This is a genomic window from Nannocystis sp. (assembly GCF_016714285.1).
Classification (GTDB): Bacteria; Myxococcota_A; Polyangia; order Nannocystales; family Nannocystaceae; genus Nannocystis.
In genome coordinates this window covers 90,168-107,478 of record NZ_JADJNN010000035.1, presented here as the reverse complement: position 1 = coordinate 107,478, position 17,311 = coordinate 90,168, and the positions used below count along the sequence as shown (strand labels likewise).

Here is a 17,311-nt window from a genome sequence, read left to right as displayed (position 1 = left end):
GGCGGCGAATTTGGCCGCGATATTGGCCGCGAAATTGGCCACGAAATTGGCCACGAAATTGGCCGCGGACCTGTCCCGAAGGCCACCTGCGAACGGCGCGGGGGTGCGCGCTTCAGATCGCCGGAATTCGCGGTCCTGGGGGCCACAGCGCGGGATCTTCGGCGTGGTCTGGCGCAGATCAGGCGGGCCGCGTCGGCCGTGCTACGCCCGCGTGTATGAAGGATCCGTCGACGACCTGCGAGCTCGATGTGTTGCGGCAGATCTATGGCACGACCCGCGGCTACTGCCACGGCTGTCGGCGCAAGCTGGCGTTCGGCGGCTACGCGCGGGCGGCCGTGCGGGGCGCCTGGGACATCGACGCGAGCGCCATGCGGCCGGCGTGCAGCGCCTGTCTCATGGGACCTGTCCGAAAGGCCAGTCTGCAGCTCGCGGCGCGGCCGCTCGCGGTGGCTGTCGCGCCTGCCGCGCGGACCGGCGGCCTGCGCCACACGCTGCTCGGCGGGCTGCTCGGCGCCTTCGTGCTCGGGCCCTGGGGCGCGCTGCTCGGGGGTTTGCTGGGGTCGGAGATCGACGCTGGCGACGGGCGCTCGGGGCGGTGATACGAGGAGAAGGGGAAGGGGGATGGGATGGCGAGGCGAAGCTTTTCGTGCGGACACAGCGGGAAGGGCCAGTACTGTCATCGCTGCGCCCAGGAGGCGGCGGAGGCGGCGGCGCGGCAGGCGGGCGCGGCGGCGCGGCAGGCCAGCGCCGAGGCCGAGGCGGCGCAGCGGCAGCGGGAGCGGCAGGCCTGGGAGGCCAGCTTCGCCGCCGACCCGATCGACCTGCGCGACCTGCAGACGCGCGAGCGCGTGCAGAAGGCGCGCGAGCTGCTGCGTCGCCTCGCCGACGGCGAGCCGTACACCAGCCTCGGGGGCAAGCGCTGGGAGAGCGACCGCAACATCATCAGCGTGCCGGTCGGTCGCGGGCACCGGCTGGTCCTGCGCGACGAGGGCGGCCGGCTGCGGCCGCTGGCGTGCATGACCCACGAGGCCTACAACGGCCTGCGGCCCGGCAAGCTCGGGTGAGCCTCACGGGTGACCAGCCTGCCGTCGGCGCGAGCGGCCGCGCCGGGTCGACCGCTGCCGGGCCTCACTTGCTGGCGATCGTGACCAGCTTGGTGTCGACGTAGCGGACCTTCGCCTCGTCGCCGGTGAGGTAGGTGTCGTAGCCGGGGATGTCCTTGAGCCAGCGGCTGTAGAAGGCGACGACGTAGGCGCGCGCGAGGTCGTTGACGACCTTGTTGGTGAGCGTCGGCATCTTGCAGAAGCCGCAGATGACACCGCAGCCGGCGACGTCGTCGACGAAGCTCATGTGGTTGGCGCCGAGCACGGTGACCGCGAGGGCGGGGCTGCTGGCGTTCTTGTAGTAGGTGAGGAAGTTGTCGGCCGCGGGGGCGCAGGGCATGAAGCCGCCGTCGCCGTCGAGGGTCTCGCCGACGAAGCCGAGCGGGATGTCGATCGGCAGCATGTCGCTGACGTCGGGGCAGTTCTGCGGGTTGCACATCGTCGCGCTGTCGACCGGGTCGAGGGTGATGCTGGCGCGCACGCGGTTGTCCATCACGGCGCCGAAGATCGAGAGCTTGCCGCCGAGCGAGTGGCCGCTGAGGCCGACGTTGTTGGTGTCGGCGATCGGCCCGAGGGTCGGGTCGCCGGTGACGTGGTCGATGCCGCCGACCACCTGCTTGGCGTAGGCGACGTGGTTGGGGTTGAACAGGCCGGCCTGGAAGTCGACGGTGAGCGCGACGTAGCCGTGGGTGGCGAGGCGCTGGGCGTACTTGCTGTACTGCGTCGGCGGCAGCTGGAAGCCGTGGGCGATCAGCACGACCGGGTAGGGGCCGGGCTCGGGGCCGCCGCTCGGGTAGTAGGCGTCGGTAGCGACGCTGACGCCGTCGACCATGTACTTGCCCTTGAGGTTCTTGATCTGCCAGGGGCCGTCGAGGTTGGGGTCGTAGAGCTCGTCGGGGCCTCCGGTGGTGGTGTCGCCGCCGCCGGTGGTCTCGTCGATGGCGCCGGTGCTGGTGCCTGGGAGCTCGCCGGTGCTGGTGCCCGGGAGCTCGCCGGTGCTGGCCTCGCTGGCGCTGGCGCTGGCCGAGCCGCTGGTGTTGCTCGTGCTCGGGGCGGCGGTGGTCGGCGTGTCGCTGGTCGCGCTGGTGTCGCCCGGGTTGGTGCTCGCGTCGGCGGTGCTGGCGGTGCTGCCGGTCGAGGAGGCACCGGAGGTGCTCAGGTCGCCGGAATCACCGCAGGCGGACAGCAGCAGCAGCAGGGACAGCGGGGTACGGAGCTTCATGGGCCGCGAGCATGCCCAAACTCTGGTCCGGACGATCCGCAGCGCCGCGCGCGATTTGTCACGGGGTAGCGAAGGTCAGCGACGCAGACCGGGCCCCTGCGGCGACGCGGTGTGAAGCGAGGCGCGGGGTTTGGGTTGGACCGTTCGCAGCAGCGGGTCCGGTGGCGTCGCGGGGGTGAGCGTCGCGGCAGGGTCCGATGGATCACTGCGTCGGTGAGATGCTCGCGCCGTAGCGGCGGAAGTACTGGCGCATGAGGAAGCGGCGGAACCACACGCCGAGCGGGCCGAGCTCGACGGCGAGGCGCCCGTACACGATCATCGACGCGGCGCCGATGCTGACGCCGTGGGGGAAGTCCGCGGTGAGGCTGTGCGGGCGCAGGGCGGGGCGGCGGTTCGCCGGGGCGGTGGCGAGGGCGACGAGGTTGTGGGCGACGACCTTGGCCTGCCACAGGCACTCGATCGCGCGCTGCATCGTCGGCCACTCGCCGGCGCCGCCGATGACCCGCACCGCGTCGCCGCAGGCGAAGACCGGCGAGTCGACGCGCTCCGGGTGGCACTGCAGGGTCGGGCCGACTGCGAGGAAGCCGCTGGCGGTGCGCGGCAGGCCGAGCTCGGCCAGCACGGGCGCCGGGCGCACGCCACCTGCCCAAAAGGCCAGGTCGTGGGCGAGGGTCTCGGGCGCGCCGCCGCGGGTCTGCAGCTCGAGGCCGCGCTCATGGACCGCGAGGACGCGGGTCTGCAGGCGCAGCGCGACGCCTTGCGCGGCGAGCTGGCGGGCGGCCATACGGCCTGCCCTTTCGGTCAGGTTGCCGAGCAGGCGCTCGCCGGCGTCGACGAGGGTGACGCCCGGCGCGTGGGTGCCGGGCGGGCGCACGCGGGCGAGGCCGGCGAGCTCGCCGGCCAGCTCGACCCCGCTGATGCCGCCGCCGATCACGACGAGCTGGGCTGGTTGTGCGAGCGCGGCGAGCAGGCGCGGCTGGCTCGCCGCGAACTCGTCGGCCAGCTTGTAGCCGAGCAGGTGTTCGTGGCCCGGGAGCTGCGGCGGGGGTGCCAGGGCCGAGCCGAGGGCGATGACGAGGAAGCGGCTGGACAGGCGGGCGCCCGAGGCGAGGCGGACCTGGTGGTCGGCGTCGAGGCCGGTGACCTCGTCGACGAGGTAGCGGGTGCCTGGCGCGGTCACGCAGCGCTGGGTCGGCAGCAGGCTCTGCGCGGGCGGCAGGCGCAGGACCAGCCGCTCCTGGCACAGCGGGATGTAGCCGTGCGCGGGCTGGCGATCGACGATCGTGATCGAGAGCTTGCGGCCGGCCGCGCTGCGGCGCAGCTGGTGGTACAGCTCGATGCCGGCGAAGCTCGCCCCGAGGATCAGCACGTCGGAGTGGTCGCTGGTCATCGGCCGAACACGTGGATGCGGTCGCGGAGGGCGGCGGGGAAGCGGCGCTGGACCAGCGCCTCCACGTCGGCGCGGGAGTGTCGCATGCTGCGGTGGACTAGCACGAGCGCCTCGCCGGTGAACTGTTCGGCGCGCGCGACGACCTCGTCGAGGTGCGTGTGACCCCAGCGGCGGGTGACCTCGACGTCGCGGCGATCGTCCCAGCTGGTGACCTCGTGGACGAGCACGCGGCAGCGGCGGGCCAGCTCGTGCTGGTCGAAGAACTCGATGCGGGTGTCGCCGGTGACGCACAGCAGCGGCTCGCTGTGGGCGTCGGTGATGACCTCGCCGGCGGCGCGCAGGTTCGCGAGCTCGCGCGGGTCACGGCCGACGAATTCGGGGCGCAGTCGCTGGCTCTCGCGCTCGATCACCCAGGCCAGCGAGGGCACGCGGTGGCTGGTGCGCAGGGCCAGCGCGTTCAGGGAGCGAGAGATCGGGACGCAGGCGCCGGGGGCGTGGCCGTGGAGCTCGGCGCGCAGCGGAAAGTCCTCGATCTGCGACCATAACGCGAGGATCTGCTGCATCGGCGCCAGCACCTCGATCGGCATGTGAACGATCGGCGGCGGCGAGCTCAGGAGGCCGTGCTGGGAGACCAGGTAGGGCAGGCCGCCGAGGTGGTCGGCGTGGCCGTGCGAGACGAGGATCGTGGGGTACTTGAGGGCGCCGGGCGGGCACATGCCGACGTCGAACATGAGCCCGAGCTCCTTGACCATCACGCAGGTCTCGACGCCGCCGCGGGTGATGCCGGCGAGGGTGAGACCGCCGACGCGGAGCTCGTCGAGGGCGGCGACTTCGGACATCAGGTGACGAAGTTGCGGCTCGGGGTCCAGAGGATCTGCGGCCGGGTGTAGACGCCGCCCGAAGCTCTGGTGGGGGCGACTTGTTCGCTGGGTCGGCGCTGGGCCATGAGCTCGTGGGCGGCGCGGTGGACCTTCTCCGGGCTGACGACGATCTGCTCCTCGACCTGGACCGGCGAGGGGATGCCGGGCACTGCGTCCTGGCCGAGCACGCGGGAGACGACGTGCTCGCCCTGCATCGCCTCGTGCACGGCGCCCTGCAGCTCGCGGCCGAGCGACGAGAACACGCGGTCCTCGTGGACGACCAGGAGGCGGCCGGTCTTGCGCACGCTGGTGAGCACGGCGTCGAGGTCGGGCGGGACGATGGTGCGCAGGTCGATGAGCTCGCAGTCGACGCCCTCCTGGGTGAGCTTCACGATCGCCTCCTGGCAGAACAGGGTGCAGCGGCCCCAGGTGATGATCGAGAGGTCCTTGCCGCTGCGGCGCAGGGCGGCCTTGCCGAGCGGGATGCGGAAGTCGTCGGGGAGGTCGGGGATGTGGCCGCCGAAGCCGATCGCGCGCTTGAGGGCGGCGATCTCCTTGGGGTCGCTGGGCTCGCCGGGGAAGGCGTCGCCTAAGGTCATGCGGTAGAGGCCCTTCGACTCGAAGATCACGACCGGGCCGGAGTAGTCGGCGGCGGAGCGGAGCATGCCGTAGACGTCGCGCGAGGTGGTGGGGGCGATGATCGTGAGGCCAGGGATGGCGCCGTAGAAGCCCTCCATGCACATCGAGTGGTAGACCGAGCCGCCGTGCAGGGGCTCGACCGGGAGGCGGAGGATGACGTTGACGTTGACGTGGCCGGCCGACTGCCACAGCTGGTTGCCGAGCAGCACCAGCCAGTGCAGGCAGTTGAGGCTGTAGTCGGAGAACTGGATCTCGGGGATCGCGGTGGCGCCGGGGTGGAGGGCGAAGCCGAAGGCGGAGCCGATGATGAGGGGCTCGTTGATCGGCGCGTCGCGGACCTGCTCCGGGAAGCGCTCGTAGAGGCCCTTGGTGGCGACCATGACGCCGCCCTTCTTGGCGACGTCCTGGCCGTAGAGCCAGGTCATCGGGTTGTCGCGGAGGATCGCCTGCATGCCGGCGCGGATCGCCCCGTTGAGCGAGATCGCGGTCGGGCGGCCCTCTGCGGGCGGTTCGGCGACGGCGGGGTAGGGGGCCCGGATGTGCTCGAAGATCGAGGCGTAGGTCGGCTCCGGTTCGGTCTCGCACTGCTTCATCGTGCCGACGATGTGATCGTCGGCGGCCCTGGCGAGGGTGCCGAAGTCGTGGCGGCGGAAGTAGTCCTTGCCGTCGACCACGGCGTTGCGGCGCAGGACCTCGTCGGGGCTGGCGACGCCGCGGTCGACCAGGGCCTGGCCGAAGTCGATGAGCGGGTCGTAGCTGTCGAAGTCGAAGGTGAAGTCGGCGGCCGACGAGTGGTTGTTGAGGCGCGACAGGTTGCGGACCCACACGAGCGCGGGCTTCTGCTGGCCGATGCAGTAGCCGGCGGCCTTGCGGGTGGTGTCGTAGCACTGCAGGAAGTCGTTGCCGTCGCACTCGAAGAAGGCGAAGCCGAAGGCGCGGGCGTAGGCCTCGAAGTCCTTGATGCCGCGGCCGTCCTCGGGGGTGACGCTGATGGCGATGTTGTTGTCGGTGACGTAGATGAGCACCGGCAGCTCGAGGATCGAGGCGCCGGTCATGCCCTCGTGGAGGTCGCTCTCGGCGCAGGTGCCGTCGCCGATGACGGCGACGACGAGGCCGTCCTGGTGGCCCTTGCGGCGCATGCCGAAGGCGTAGCCGACCGCCTTGCCGAGCTGCATGCCGAGCGCGCTCTGCACGGGCAGCATGTTGTAGCGCATGTCGTTGAAGTGGGCGGTCATCAGGCGGCCGCCGGTCCACGGGTCGGTGGTGCGGCACAGCTGCTGGCGCATGTGGTCGAGGTGGAAGTCGTGGTAGCCGCGCAGGCGGGCCCACATCGACAGCAGGCCGGCGGAACGGTAGTGGCCGATGATGCCGAAGGCCTCGGGGTTGACGAGCTCGTGCAGGGCGAGCGCCTCGGCGGCGCCGTGCAGCTCCTCGCCCGAGCCCCAGATAGCGAACTTGATCGTGCCCTTGGCGCACTCCTGGACCACGCGCTCGACGTGGCAGCGGGCCAGCAGCATCTCCGTGTAGGCCAGGCGCAGCAGTTCCGGCGTCAGCTGCGGGTACAGGTCGAGCGCGCTGAGATCGAAGCGGGGGGCGGAGGGCGGCGTCGGGGTGTCCATGGCAGCGGCGAGAAGCCTAAGCGAGACGCTCGCAGGGGTAAACCCGGCGCTCGCGGCACGCGGGGCGCGAGTCGTGCGGAACTTCTCACCTGCTCGGCGCGGGGCTGGGAGCGTGCGTTGACTCGTGACCTGGCACATGCCGTCGGTCCGCACGCGCGCGGAAGGGACATGTCCCAAAGGACATGTCCCTTCGTTCGCCGAAAACGATCAGGCGGCGATCGGCGGCGATCAGGCCGCCCTTGGGCCACTAGGCTGGCGGCAGCGAGGCGCCGAGGCGCACGCGGGCGTCGCCCTCGGGGTCGCCGCCCTCGAAGCGGCGGCGGATGTTGAAGTAGAACCAGGTGCCGAGGCCGATGCCGTAGGCGATCATCACGGCGCTGAGGGTGTTGCTGACGATGCTGGCGAGCAGCAGGCCGACGACGCCGAGGAGCTTGACCAGCAGCCAGTTGACGATGCCGACCGTGATCGCGAGCGGGACGATCAGGGCGAGCCAGCTGACGATGATGGTGACGATGTCGCGGCCGAGCAGGTTGAAGTTGCGCGAGATGACCTCGCCGAGCTTCTTGCCCTCGATCCAGTAGATCGGGCCGGCGAACACGCCGAGCACGATGCCGGGGATCAGCATGTTGACGAACACGTCGCCGATCTTGGCGCGCACCTCCTCGACGGCGGCCTTGGGGGTGATCGGGATGCCGAGGTGGGCGGCGAGCACGTAGCGGTACGCGCTCGGGACGAGGATCAGCATCGCCAGCGCCTGCACGAGCGCGAGCAGCGAGGCGAGGATGCCGGCGATGCTGAGCGGGAGGATCAGCACGAACAGCCAGGCGAGCACGGAGACCGGCACCATCACGGCGGCGAACATCCCGACGGTCAGCACGGCGGTCGGCGCGAGCACGGACCAACCGCCGGCGAGCGCGGTCTTCACGTCGTTGACGAGGTCTGGCTTGGCGCCGTCGGCGGGCGGGGCCTGCATGGCGACCGCGTTGGTCGGGGGCTGGGCGGCCGGCGTGGTGACCGGGGCGGGTGCGGTGAGCGGGGCCTGCGAGGTGCCCGGGAAGGTGCCAGGTGGCGGTCCGGGTGGCGGTCCAGGTGGCGGTCCCGGCGGTGGTGCGTAGGCGGGCTGCGGCGGGGCGGCGATCGGCGCTGCGGCGGGCTGTGGTGGGGCCATCGGCGGGGCCATCGGCGCGGGCGGCTGCGGCACGAAGGCGCCGGCCTGCGGACCCGCGGGCATGCCTGGCGGCATCATCGGGCTCTGCATCTGGGCGGTCGGGGCGAAGGCGAAGCCGCCGGGCGGAGGCGCGGGCGGGGCGGGCATGCCGGGGCGCGGGATGGCGGCGCCCGAGGAGCCGGGTCCGGGCGGACCACCGGGCGCACGCATCGGCGCCGGGAAGCCGGGGGCCATGCCTGGACCGGCGATCACAGTGCGACCCTTTCCGGCTACATTGGGCACATCGATGACCTGCACCGTGATCAACGAGTTGCCGAGGCGGAGGGCGATGCCCGGCGTGAGTTCGATGTTGGCGACGCGCTGGCCTTGCAGCAGGAAGCTGCCGTTGGTCGAGCCCACATCGGTGTAGCGCAGGGTGTTGCCGTCGAAGCTGATCTCGCCGTGCCTGCCGGAGACCTGCGTGTCATGCAAGACCACGTCGCCGGCGTCGCGACCGAAGGTGACCTTGGCTTGGGTGAAGGTGCGTGTCTCTGCGGGGCGGTCGACGTATTGGATGTGGAGCGTGTACGAGGCCATCGAGGTCTCCAGTTCGCAGTAGGCTGAGCACAGTGTCACAAATGCCCGCCACTAGGCGCAACAATCGCGCCGACGCCCTCGCCGAACAAGTGGCCCCGCCCGCCTGGGGGCCGGCGGAGATCCGCGCCCTCGCGGACCGGATCCGGACCGGCGCGGACCCTGCTCCGTGGGACCTGCTCGTCGTGGGCGCCGGCATCACCGGCGCCGGCATCGCTCGGGACGCGGCCATGCGCGGCCTGCGAGTGCTGGTCGTGGATGGCCGCGACCTCGCCTTCGGGACCTCGTCGCGCTCGAGCCGGCTGATCCACGGCGGCGTCCGCTATCTCGAGCAAGGCGAGATCGGCCTGGTGTACGAGGCGCTGCGGGAGCGTCGTCGCCTGTACAAGATCGCGGGGCACCTGGTCGCGCCGGTCCAGTTCCTGTTCCCGGCCTACCGCGGCGACCGCCTGCCCCTGTGGAAGCTGCGGGTCGGGCTCACGCTCTACGACGCCCTCAGCCTGTACCGCAGCCGTGGCCATCGGACGCTCGGACCGGCGGCGACGCGTCGGCTCGAGCCGCTGCTGGTCGCCGAGGGGCTGCGCGGGGCGGTGAGCTACGAGGACGCTGTTACCGACGACGCTCGGCTGACGCTCACGACCTTGCAGAGCGCGCGGCGGCACGGAGCGGAGGTGCTGACGTACAGCCCGGTGGTGGCGCTGCGGCGGGAGGGGCCGCTGCACGTGGCCGAGCTCGCCGATGGGGTGCGGGTGCAGGCGCGCGCGGTGTTCGTGGCGGCGGGGCCGTGGACCTCGGAGAAGCTCCTCGGGGCATCAGGGCGGCAATTGCTGAGCCTCTCACGCGGGATCCACATCGTCCTGAAGGCCGCCGATCTGCCGCTGCGTCAGCCGGTGGTGGTGCAGGCGGCGAAGGAGCGGCGGATCTTGTTCGTGGTGCCGTGGGGTGCGCGGACGTACCTCGGCACCACCGACACCGCGTACGAGGGCGACCCGGGGGCCTCGGGGGTGACCACGGCCGACGCCGACGAGCTGTTTCGCATGATCGGCCGCATCCTGCCGAGTCAGGGCTCCGGCATGACCGCATTGTCAGCGCCTGGTCCGGGGTTCGGCCGCTGGTGCGCGCCGCCTCGGCCGCGGGCGGCGACTCGACGGTCGAGCTGTCTCGCAGCCACCGCATCGTCGAGACCGAGACGGGGGTGTTCGCGCTGGTCGGCGGCAAGCTGACGACCTACCGGGCCATGGCCGAGGAGGCGGTCGACAAGGTGGAGGCCGCGCTCGGCCTCCACTTGCCGCGCTGCAGCACGCACCGCCTGCCGCTGGTGCCGGGTCGGCCGTTGACGCCGGCCGAACTCGGCATGCCGCACATGGCGGAGCTCGCGGGACGGCATGGACCCTTCGCCCGCGAGCTGGCGGCCCGCATCACGCGCGAACCCGCTCTTGGCGAGCGCCTCATCGCCGATCTCCCGTATCTCTGGGCCGAGGTCGATCATGCGATCGCGGCCGAGGGCTGCGTACACATCGAGGACATCCTGCGGCGCCGCCTGCCGCTGGCGCTGACGGACGGGGAGCTGGGGATCCACGTGGCGCGGCCGATCGCCGAGCGCCTGGTGGCGGCGTGGGGTCGGCCGGCGAGCGCAGTGGACGAGGAGATCGAACGCTACCGCGAGCTCATGCACCGCGAGACCGGACGCAGCCTCGGGCGCTGCTGAGGTGCCCGAGCGAACAGGTCAGCCGAACAGGCCGGTGAACCACAGCACGACGCTGGCGATCCATCCCTCGGGGTGGTTGGCGCCGACATAGACGCCGCCGAGGAAGATCCCGCCGAAGAACAGGAGCGGGCTGACGACCCAGCCGAGGATCCAGGCCAGCCGGGTGGTCGGGGCCTCGGCCACCTCGGGCGGCGGTTGCTTCTGCGGGACGGGTCGCGCGGGCTGGGCCATGGTCAGTGCTCCTGCGGCTCGAGGTCTTGCGGGGCGGCGGCGAAGGGCAACGACTTGCGCTCGAGCAGGCGCCTGCGGCTGTCGTCGTCGAGGGTGATCGCCAGGGTGTCGGGCGCGAGCACGTCGGCCATGAAGGAGCCGGCGCGCCAGGGTTCGCTGGCGGGGTCGCGGATGGCGAAGGCGCCGAGCGCCTGACCGACGGCGTGGAGCATGCCGCGCAGGTGCGGCGCGCGTGAGCCGGGGCTGGCTTGCACGAGCGCGTGGCCGAGGTTGTGGTCGGCGGGGAGCTCGGCGCTGAGGACGGGCGCGCCGGCGAAGCTGCGGTGACTCAGACCGAGGACGAGGTCGGCGCCGTCGCGCGGGCGCTGCTGGAGGTCGGCGACGAGGGCGATGAGGTTGGTGTCCTGCGCGTCGGGCCACACGAGCACGCCGCGCAGCTCGAGGTGCACACCGATCTGGGCCTCGAGCACCTGGGAGGCCCAGGCGACGTGCCGCTGCGTGTAGGCGATCCAGTCCGGGCGGCGGTCGACGAGCTCGGGATCGACGAGCATCGTGACGCGGACACGGACCGGCTCGGCGAGGCGGGCCTGCAGGTCCGCGGGCAGCGGCGCAGGGGGGGTGATCGTCAGCGGGATCGGATCGCGGACGATGCCGAGGGCCACCGGCGCGGGGTCAACGACCGGGGGGGGCGTCGTGGGCGTGACGACGACGGGCGTGGGCGTGGGCGTGACGACTGGCGTGGTGACTGGTGTGGTGACGACGGGTGTCGGCGTGGGCGCGGGCGTGACGGGCGTGGGCGTGGTGACTGGCGTGGTGACTGGCGCGGGCGCGGGCGGCTCGGGCACGACGACGTCCATGCCGAGCCAGTCGCGCTCGAAGCCGAGGATCGCGGCCCGGTTGGCGTGGCCGCAGTGGACGCCGCTGCCGAACAGCGCGAGCAGCAGCGCCATCGGGGCGCCGAGCAGCAGCGCCAGCTTGGTCAGGCTCTTGATTCGCGAGGAGGCCATGGGGTGCGGGGCAGTATACTGCCCCGGCTCGAAACACCAGACCGGCCGGCGAGATTCCCAGATTCTTGGCGGTGGAGCGGGTCGGCGCGTTGCGGCGCCTCGCGCTCGCCGGAGTGCGCATGGCACTCCGTCTACTTGTCGAAGGCGTCGACGCCGAGCGCACAGCTCTTGGGGTCGCCGAGGTTGTACTCGGGCGCCTCGACCAGGTAGGCGTCGTTGATCTGGCGCCAGGTGAGGTAGCCATCGGCGCCGAAGCACTCCTCGAGCGCGAGGTCGCCATGCTTCATGTCGCCGACGCCGTCGACCTCGACGATGCTGCCGCGCGTGCGGCCCTCGCCCGTCGGGGTCCAGGCCCACTCGAGGGTCATGTTCTCCTGCGCCGGGCCGCTCCAGCCGAAGTCGTCCCACTCGCCGAGCAGGGCCAGGCGGAAGCTGCCCGAGCCGTCGGCGGCGCGGTGGTAGGTGTACGTGTCGTCGCTGAAGAAGGCATCGTCGTCGAGGAAGCCCTCGTAGAGCACCGACAGGTCCTGGAAGTCCATGTCGATGTGCTTGAAGTCGCTGCCGAGCTGGCGCTCGAATGTGACGCTGACGGCCCCGGCGTAGGTGTAGAGCTTGGCGGCGTCGCCCTTGATGTCGGGGTACTTCTCGACGACGTCGAAGTCGAGGGTGAAGCCGCCGCTGCGGTCCTCCTCGGTGGCGACGAGCGAGCCGCTCATCAGCTTGTTCATGTCGGCCTGCGAGGCGGCCGTACGCGGGCCGACGTGGAGCTCGAAGTTGGTGGTGTCGGCGCTCTCGTCGATGCGCACCAGCCAGCCGAGGTCGCGGCCGTCGCGGTCGGCGTAGGGGCCGTAGACGCGGGTGTTGCCGTCGCGGCTGGTCTCGGGGACGCGGTCGAGGTACTCGACGACGCGGGCCGAGGTCTCGACCATCGAGGTGACCCAGGTGTTCACGTCCTCGGTGACGCGGATGGCCGCGTCGTGGAGGTCGCCGTGGATCATCGAGGGGTCGACGTCGCGGTTGCTCACCGCCCCCGGGAGGTCAAGGCGGACGTCGTCGGCCTCGATGAACTTGGCCCCGCCTTCGCCGAGCAGGAAGCATCCGCCGGACAGCAGCGAGAGGGCGATCGAGGCGGCCAGGGTGGAGCGGGTCAGGGTCGTCATGCCGGCCATCATTGCGCGTCGTGGGCCGGGCTGGTGGCGATAATTTTGTTAGTGAAATCGAAGGTCTGGGATGCTGAGCGGGGACGCCCAGGGGTGTGGTGTGGCGTCCTGCCACGTGGCGTTCCTCGGCGCTCGGGTATCCTGCGGCATGTCCGAGCTCTCGGTCCGCGTCGTCGGCGTCGGGGACGCCTTCACCGCCCGCTACTACAACGCGTGTCTGTTGTTCGAGGCGGGTGACCAGCGCTTGCTTGTCGATGCTCCGCCGGCGCTGGCCCGGGCGCTGCGCGACCACTCGCTGGCGAGCCGCGACACGGTGGGGCTCGACGACATCGATCACGTGCTCATCACCCACCTGCACGGCGACCACTGCGGGGGCCTCGAGCAATTGTTGTTCTGGCGCCGCTTCGTGACCGGGCGCAAGACCACGATCCACGCGATCCCCGAGGTGCTCGCCGGGCTATGGGACGCGCGGCTGCGCGGCGGCATGGACACGTTGATGCACCCCGATGGCTCGCACACCAGCTTGACCCTCGCGGACTACGCCGAGGTGCAGGTGCTCGCGCCGGGCGTGACGCGACTCGGGCCGCTCGAGCTCGAGTGGCGGCGGACGATCCATCACATCCCGACCTCGGCGCTGCGCGTGCGGGTCGGCGAGCGGGTGATCGGCTACAGCGCGGACACGGCCTTCGACGCGGGGCTCATCGCGTGGTTGGCGGCCAGCGACCTCTTCTTCCACGAGACCAACTTCGGCGTGCACACGCCGCTCGCCTCGCTGCTGGCGTTGCCGGAGGCTCAGCGTCGGCACATGCGCCTCATCCATTACCCCGATCAGCTCGACCCCGTGGGGCTGGCGATCGCGTGCGCGCGTGAGGGCGAGCGGCTGACTCCGTGAGGGCGAGCCGAGGGCCGAGTGGGCCGAGTGGTGGGCGAGCCGAGTGGTGGGCGAGCCGAGGGCCGAGGACAGGGCGAGGACAGGGCGAGCCGAGGGCGAGCCGAGGGCGAGTGGCCCTGATCGCAATGTCGTGGTCCGGCATGTCTGCCGCGGCTGCCGCGGTCGGGTGAGCGCGCGACACGGGCCGAAGGTGCGGCGGGCTGCCACGCAGGGAAAGCGCTTGTGGCGGCTGTCACGATCAGCGACGATCGACAGTGACACGCGTGTAAGCCCGGCCGTAGTTCGCTGGCCGATGACTTGCAAGGCGACCGCTGCGAGCCTCCCATGACCCTCCCGCGCTGGCTGACCACTCCGTTCTCTACCCGTCCCGAGCTGCGCCCGGGGCGGGCTCTGTTGACGCCGACCTGGCTGGCTGCGCTGGCCCTGCTCGGCGTGAATGACCATCTGCTCAAGGGCTCCGGGCTGCTGCCGGGCGGGCTCACGGGCAAGCTGAGCGACCTCGCCGGCATGGTCGTCGCGCCGGCGCTGCTGGCCGCGCTGCTGGGGCTGCGCACGCGGCGGGGGCTGCTCTTCTGCCATGTCGCGGTCGGGGCCGTGTTCGCGGCGATCAAGGTCTCGTCGGCGGCCGCCGACGCGTGGTCGTGGTTGATGGGGCTGGTCGGCAACGCGTGGAGCATCACCGTCGACCCGACCGATCTGATCGCCCTGCCGGTGCTGGCGCTCGGCTGGCGCGCGCTGCTGCCGGCGATGCGTCGGCCCGCGCCACGGCTCCAGCTCACATCGCGTATGGCCCCGCGCTTGGCCCAGCTGGCGGCGGTCTGTGCTGGCACCTCGCTGTCGATCGCCACCAGCTCACCGAACCCGCCGCCGGGCGAGGAGGGCGACGTGGGCGACGTCGGGGACGTGGGCGAGTGGGACACCGGTGTGGACAGCGGCATCGTGTACGAGGACATCGACGCCGACGCGTACCTGCACAACGGGAGCAGCGCCGACCTCATCGTCCGCACCCGTGATCTGCTGCCGGAGGTTCAGATCGACTGTATCGCCGCCGAGGAGGATCCGGGCCTGTTGCTCTCGGAGTCGCTGTTTGGGGCCGGGCGCACCTGGTCGATGCCGCCGAACACCAACGCGGCCGCGCGCGACCTCTCGCTCGCGTCGCGCCAGTGCTATGCGGTGCGCGTCGAGGGCGACAGCCTGGTCGAGCCCTTCATCCTGTTCTGGCACGCCAGCGAGATCGCGGTCGAGCTGATCCCTGGATCGATCGAGGACGCCAGCCAGCACCGCCCAGGCGGCGTGCTGCTCGGGGCCGACGCGGACGGGCAGGTCTCGGTCGCTTCGTCGCAGCGCGAGATCGTGTACGAGGTCGACCCCTTCCCGCCGGCTGACGCCTACTACCCCGGCCCGGACGTCGAGCGCCTCGCGTGGAGCGACCCGCCGCTGGCTGGCGGGGCCATGCAGATCACCAACCTCGATCTCGGACCCGATGGTTGCATCGGCCTCGAGTTCGACGCCGGCATCGACATCCCGCGCTGGTACCTGTGCTTGCCGGCGGACAGCTTCCCGTTCGTGCAGGACCAGTGGATCACGGTCGAGAGCTTCGCCAGCGGCGACGTGCTCGAGCTGACCCGCGTCCAGGGTCCCGAGGACGTGGACCCGCCGCCCAAGGTGGCCATGGTCGTCTCGCGCGGCCGTGAGGTGCCGAAGTTCGCCGACACCGTGATGGCCAGCAAGGTCGTGTTCGACGCCGCCATCGCGCCGGACCCGGACTGCGGCACCGTCGCGCGGCCGACCGAGGTGAGCGTGCGCTACGAGGACGGCGAGGTGCAGGTCGCCAAGCCCGGCGGCCAGATCACCTTGCAGGGCGCGAGCACCAGCCTCGCGCTGTGGTTCGCCCACGCCGAGGAGCGCGTCATCCTGAACCCCGTGTGCGCCGAGGGCCCTGATGAGCTCGGCCTCGACTTCGAGGTCGTCGCCGTCCGCAGCCCCAGCCAGCCCTGAGATCCCCTTCGACTGTTCCCCAGGAGTCCGCCATGAAGTCTCGAATCACATCCATGCGTCCGCTGCTCGGCCTCGCTGCGCTGTGCGCCCCGCTCTCGCTCTTGCCCGCCTGCGGTGACTCGGGCCTCGGCGGGGACGCCAAGGAGGACACGGCGGGCCAGGGCACCGCCGCCAGCGCCAGCGGCGACGAAGGTGGCAGCGACGGCGGCGACGAGGGCGGCCTCGGGGTCGGTCAGGGCGGCTCGCAGGACTTCGGTCAGTTCAAGCAGATCCTCGAGATGGGCGAGATCCCCGGCCCGAACACGATCGACGACGTCGGCTTCTTCAACGAGCACAAGGTCGAGCTGCCCAAGCCCGGCTGTCCCAACGACGTGTGCCTGCACGGCCTGTTCGGGCAGATGGGGAATATGATCACCGGCTCGGACTGCATCACCGTGCTGGTCGGCATGAACACCGCGATCGACGTCGACAAGCTCGAGCGGCCGCCGCTCAACCTGAGCCTGGTCATCGACACCAGCGGCTCGATGGAGGGCGAGCCGATCGCCTACGTGCGCGACGGCCTGATGCGCATGCTCGACGGCCTCGAGTCGGGCGACCACATCTCTCTCATCACCTTCTCGACCAGCGCGCGGGTGCAGGTCGAGGCGGTCACGGGCGACGCGCCGGAGCTCATCAACGCGATCGACGCGATCGCTGCGAGCGGCGGTACCAACATCTACGACGGCCTGCGCACCGGCTTCGAGCTGGTCGCGGAGCACGCCGAGGACTACGCGCAGAACCGGGTGATCTTCCTGTCCGACGGCAACGCGACCGAGGGCATCACGAACGACGCCAAGATCATCAGCATGGCGGCCGGCTACGCGGCGCAGGGCTACGGTCTGACGACGATCGGGGTCGGCACCGAGTTCGACGTCGACCTGATGCGCTCGCTGTCGGAGCAGGCCAGCGGCAGCTTCTACTTCCTCGAGGACCCGGCCGCGGTGAAGGAGGTCTTTCACGAGGAGGTCACGTCCTTCCTGGTGCCGCTGGCGGAGGATGTCTCGCTGGACGTCGACATCGGCGACGCCTACGTGCTGCGCGGTATCTATGGCACCAAGCTCTACGACTTCACCCACGGCGCGGGGAGCATCGAGATCCCGAACCTGCAGCTGGCCCACCGCACCGCGGTCGACGATCACGACAACGGCGGCCGGCGGGGCGGCGGCGGGGCGATCTTGCTCGAGCTGCTGCGCAAGCAGAACGCGCCGGCGACCAAGGCCGTGGGCGACCTGATGCTGCGCTACCGCGTGCCGCACACCGACAGCTACGTCGACGAGAAGGTGGCGATCCAGATCCCCGTGGCGCCGGATCAGGTCGACCTCGAGAAGGGCACCTTCGACGACCTCAGCGTCGAGAAGAGCTTCGTGATGCTCAACATCTTCGTCGGCTTCCAGATGGCGGCCACGCGCGCGAGCCAGGGCGACCTGATCGGCGCTTACAAGGTGCTCGACAGCCTCGACCTCAACGTCGACGCGTGGCTGGTGAGCAACCCCGACTTCGACATCGAGGACGACCTGAAGTACATCCGCCTGTTCAAGGCCAATCTCATCGCGGCCGGGGCGACCGAGCCGCCGCCGACCCAGCCCGGCCAGGTCCCGCTGCCGGAGCCGTGGCCGAATGACTGAGGCTGTGCCTCACCCGGGGATCGCGGGCCTGTGATGGGCCGGACCCGTGATGGGCCGGACCCGTGATGGGCCGGACC

At 71.2% G+C, this 17,311-nt stretch carries 15 protein-coding genes; 7 read left to right on the top strand and 8 right to left on the bottom strand.

The annotated features are described in order from the left end of the window. The first annotated feature begins 215 nt into the window (after nucleotides 1–215). Nucleotides 216–599, top strand: a complete 384-nt coding sequence (locus IPJ59_RS32665) for a hypothetical protein (RefSeq protein WP_293262007.1) — start codon at nucleotides 216–218, stop codon at nucleotides 597–599. Nucleotides 600–626: 27 nt separating this feature from the next. Then, a complete protein-coding gene (locus tag IPJ59_RS32660; RefSeq protein WP_293275131.1) occupies nucleotides 627–1,064 on the top strand; it encodes a DUF7682 family zinc-binding protein in 438 nt (145 codons plus the stop codon). Nucleotides 1,065–1,128: 64 nt separating this feature from the next. Here IPJ59_RS32660 and IPJ59_RS32655 read toward each other — a convergent pair whose 3' ends face one another. From IPJ59_RS32655 to IPJ59_RS32635, 5 genes are all read right to left on the bottom strand, one after another. Next, complete coding sequence (locus tag IPJ59_RS32655; RefSeq protein WP_293275129.1) at nucleotides 1,129–2,325, bottom strand: poly(ethylene terephthalate) hydrolase family protein; 1,197 nt, start codon at nucleotides 2,323–2,325, stop codon at nucleotides 1,129–1,131. 202 nt (nucleotides 2,326–2,527) lie between these two features. After that, nucleotides 2,528–3,715 carry an NAD(P)/FAD-dependent oxidoreductase gene (locus IPJ59_RS32650; RefSeq protein ID WP_293275127.1) on the bottom strand — a complete coding sequence of 396 codons (1,188 nt, stop codon included), beginning with the start codon at nucleotides 3,713–3,715 and terminating at the stop codon, nucleotides 2,528–2,530. Then, nucleotides 3,712–4,554: an MBL fold metallo-hydrolase gene (locus IPJ59_RS32645; protein WP_293275125.1), complete on the bottom strand. Its 843-nt coding sequence runs from the start codon at nucleotides 4,552–4,554 to the stop codon at nucleotides 3,712–3,714. Before IPJ59_RS32645 ends, IPJ59_RS32650 begins: the two co-directional genes overlap by 4 nt. After that, nucleotides 4,554–6,833 carry a thiamine pyrophosphate-dependent enzyme gene (locus tag IPJ59_RS32640; RefSeq protein WP_293262002.1) on the bottom strand — a complete coding sequence of 760 codons (2,280 nt, stop codon included), beginning with the start codon at nucleotides 6,831–6,833 and terminating at the stop codon, nucleotides 4,554–4,556. The genes IPJ59_RS32645 and IPJ59_RS32640 overlap by 1 nt, the downstream gene beginning before the upstream one ends. Before the next feature lie 247 nt (nucleotides 6,834–7,080). Next, nucleotides 7,081–8,577, bottom strand: a complete 1,497-nt coding sequence (locus tag IPJ59_RS32635) for an FHA domain-containing protein (protein ID WP_293275124.1) — start codon at nucleotides 8,575–8,577, stop codon at nucleotides 7,081–7,083. Between the two features lie 41 nt (nucleotides 8,578–8,618). Here IPJ59_RS32635 and IPJ59_RS32630 point away from each other — a divergent pair, with 41 nt between their 5' ends. Beyond that, nucleotides 8,619–9,797: a glycerol-3-phosphate dehydrogenase/oxidase gene (locus tag IPJ59_RS32630; protein WP_293275123.1), complete on the top strand. Its 1,179-nt coding sequence runs from the start codon at nucleotides 8,619–8,621 to the stop codon at nucleotides 9,795–9,797. Next, nucleotides 9,770–10,282 carry a glycerol-3-phosphate dehydrogenase C-terminal domain-containing protein gene (locus IPJ59_RS32625; RefSeq protein ID WP_293275121.1) on the top strand — a complete coding sequence of 171 codons (513 nt, stop codon included), beginning with the start codon at nucleotides 9,770–9,772 and terminating at the stop codon, nucleotides 10,280–10,282. Before IPJ59_RS32630 ends, IPJ59_RS32625 begins: the two co-directional genes overlap by 28 nt. Before the next feature lie 18 nt (nucleotides 10,283–10,300). Here the strand turns inward: IPJ59_RS32625 and IPJ59_RS32620 are convergent, their stop codons facing one another. The 3 genes from IPJ59_RS32620 to IPJ59_RS32610 all read right to left on the bottom strand — a co-directional run bounded on the left by IPJ59_RS32620 (nucleotide 10,301) and on the right by IPJ59_RS32610 (nucleotide 12,680). Further along, nucleotides 10,301–10,513 (bottom strand): hypothetical protein, encoded by a 213-nt coding sequence (locus IPJ59_RS32620; RefSeq protein WP_293275119.1) that lies wholly within the window; start codon nucleotides 10,511–10,513, stop codon nucleotides 10,301–10,303. Nucleotides 10,514–10,515: 2 nt separating this feature from the next. Further along, nucleotides 10,516–11,520 (bottom strand): hypothetical protein, encoded by a 1,005-nt coding sequence (locus tag IPJ59_RS32615; protein WP_293261998.1) that lies wholly within the window; start codon nucleotides 11,518–11,520, stop codon nucleotides 10,516–10,518. A gap of 131 nt (nucleotides 11,521–11,651) precedes the next feature. Further along, a complete protein-coding gene (locus IPJ59_RS32610; RefSeq protein ID WP_293261997.1) occupies nucleotides 11,652–12,680 on the bottom strand; it encodes a hypothetical protein in 1,029 nt (342 codons plus the stop codon). A 148-nt stretch (nucleotides 12,681–12,828) separates the two neighbouring features. Between IPJ59_RS32610 and IPJ59_RS32605 the strand changes: the two genes are divergently transcribed. From IPJ59_RS32605 to IPJ59_RS32595, 3 genes are all read left to right on the top strand, one after another. Next, nucleotides 12,829–13,572, top strand: a complete 744-nt coding sequence (locus IPJ59_RS32605) for an MBL fold metallo-hydrolase (RefSeq protein ID WP_293261996.1) — start codon at nucleotides 12,829–12,831, stop codon at nucleotides 13,570–13,572. 324 nt (nucleotides 13,573–13,896) lie between these two features. Further along, nucleotides 13,897–15,570: a hypothetical protein gene (locus tag IPJ59_RS32600; RefSeq protein WP_293275117.1), complete on the top strand. Its 1,674-nt coding sequence runs from the start codon at nucleotides 13,897–13,899 to the stop codon at nucleotides 15,568–15,570. Nucleotides 15,571–15,602: 32 nt separating this feature from the next. Further along, the gene (locus IPJ59_RS32595) at nucleotides 15,603–17,234 is read left to right on the top strand and encodes a vWA domain-containing protein (protein WP_293275115.1); all 1,632 of its coding nucleotides are present in this window, start codon (nucleotides 15,603–15,605) and stop codon (nucleotides 17,232–17,234) included. Nucleotides 17,235–17,311 lie beyond the last annotated feature (77 nt).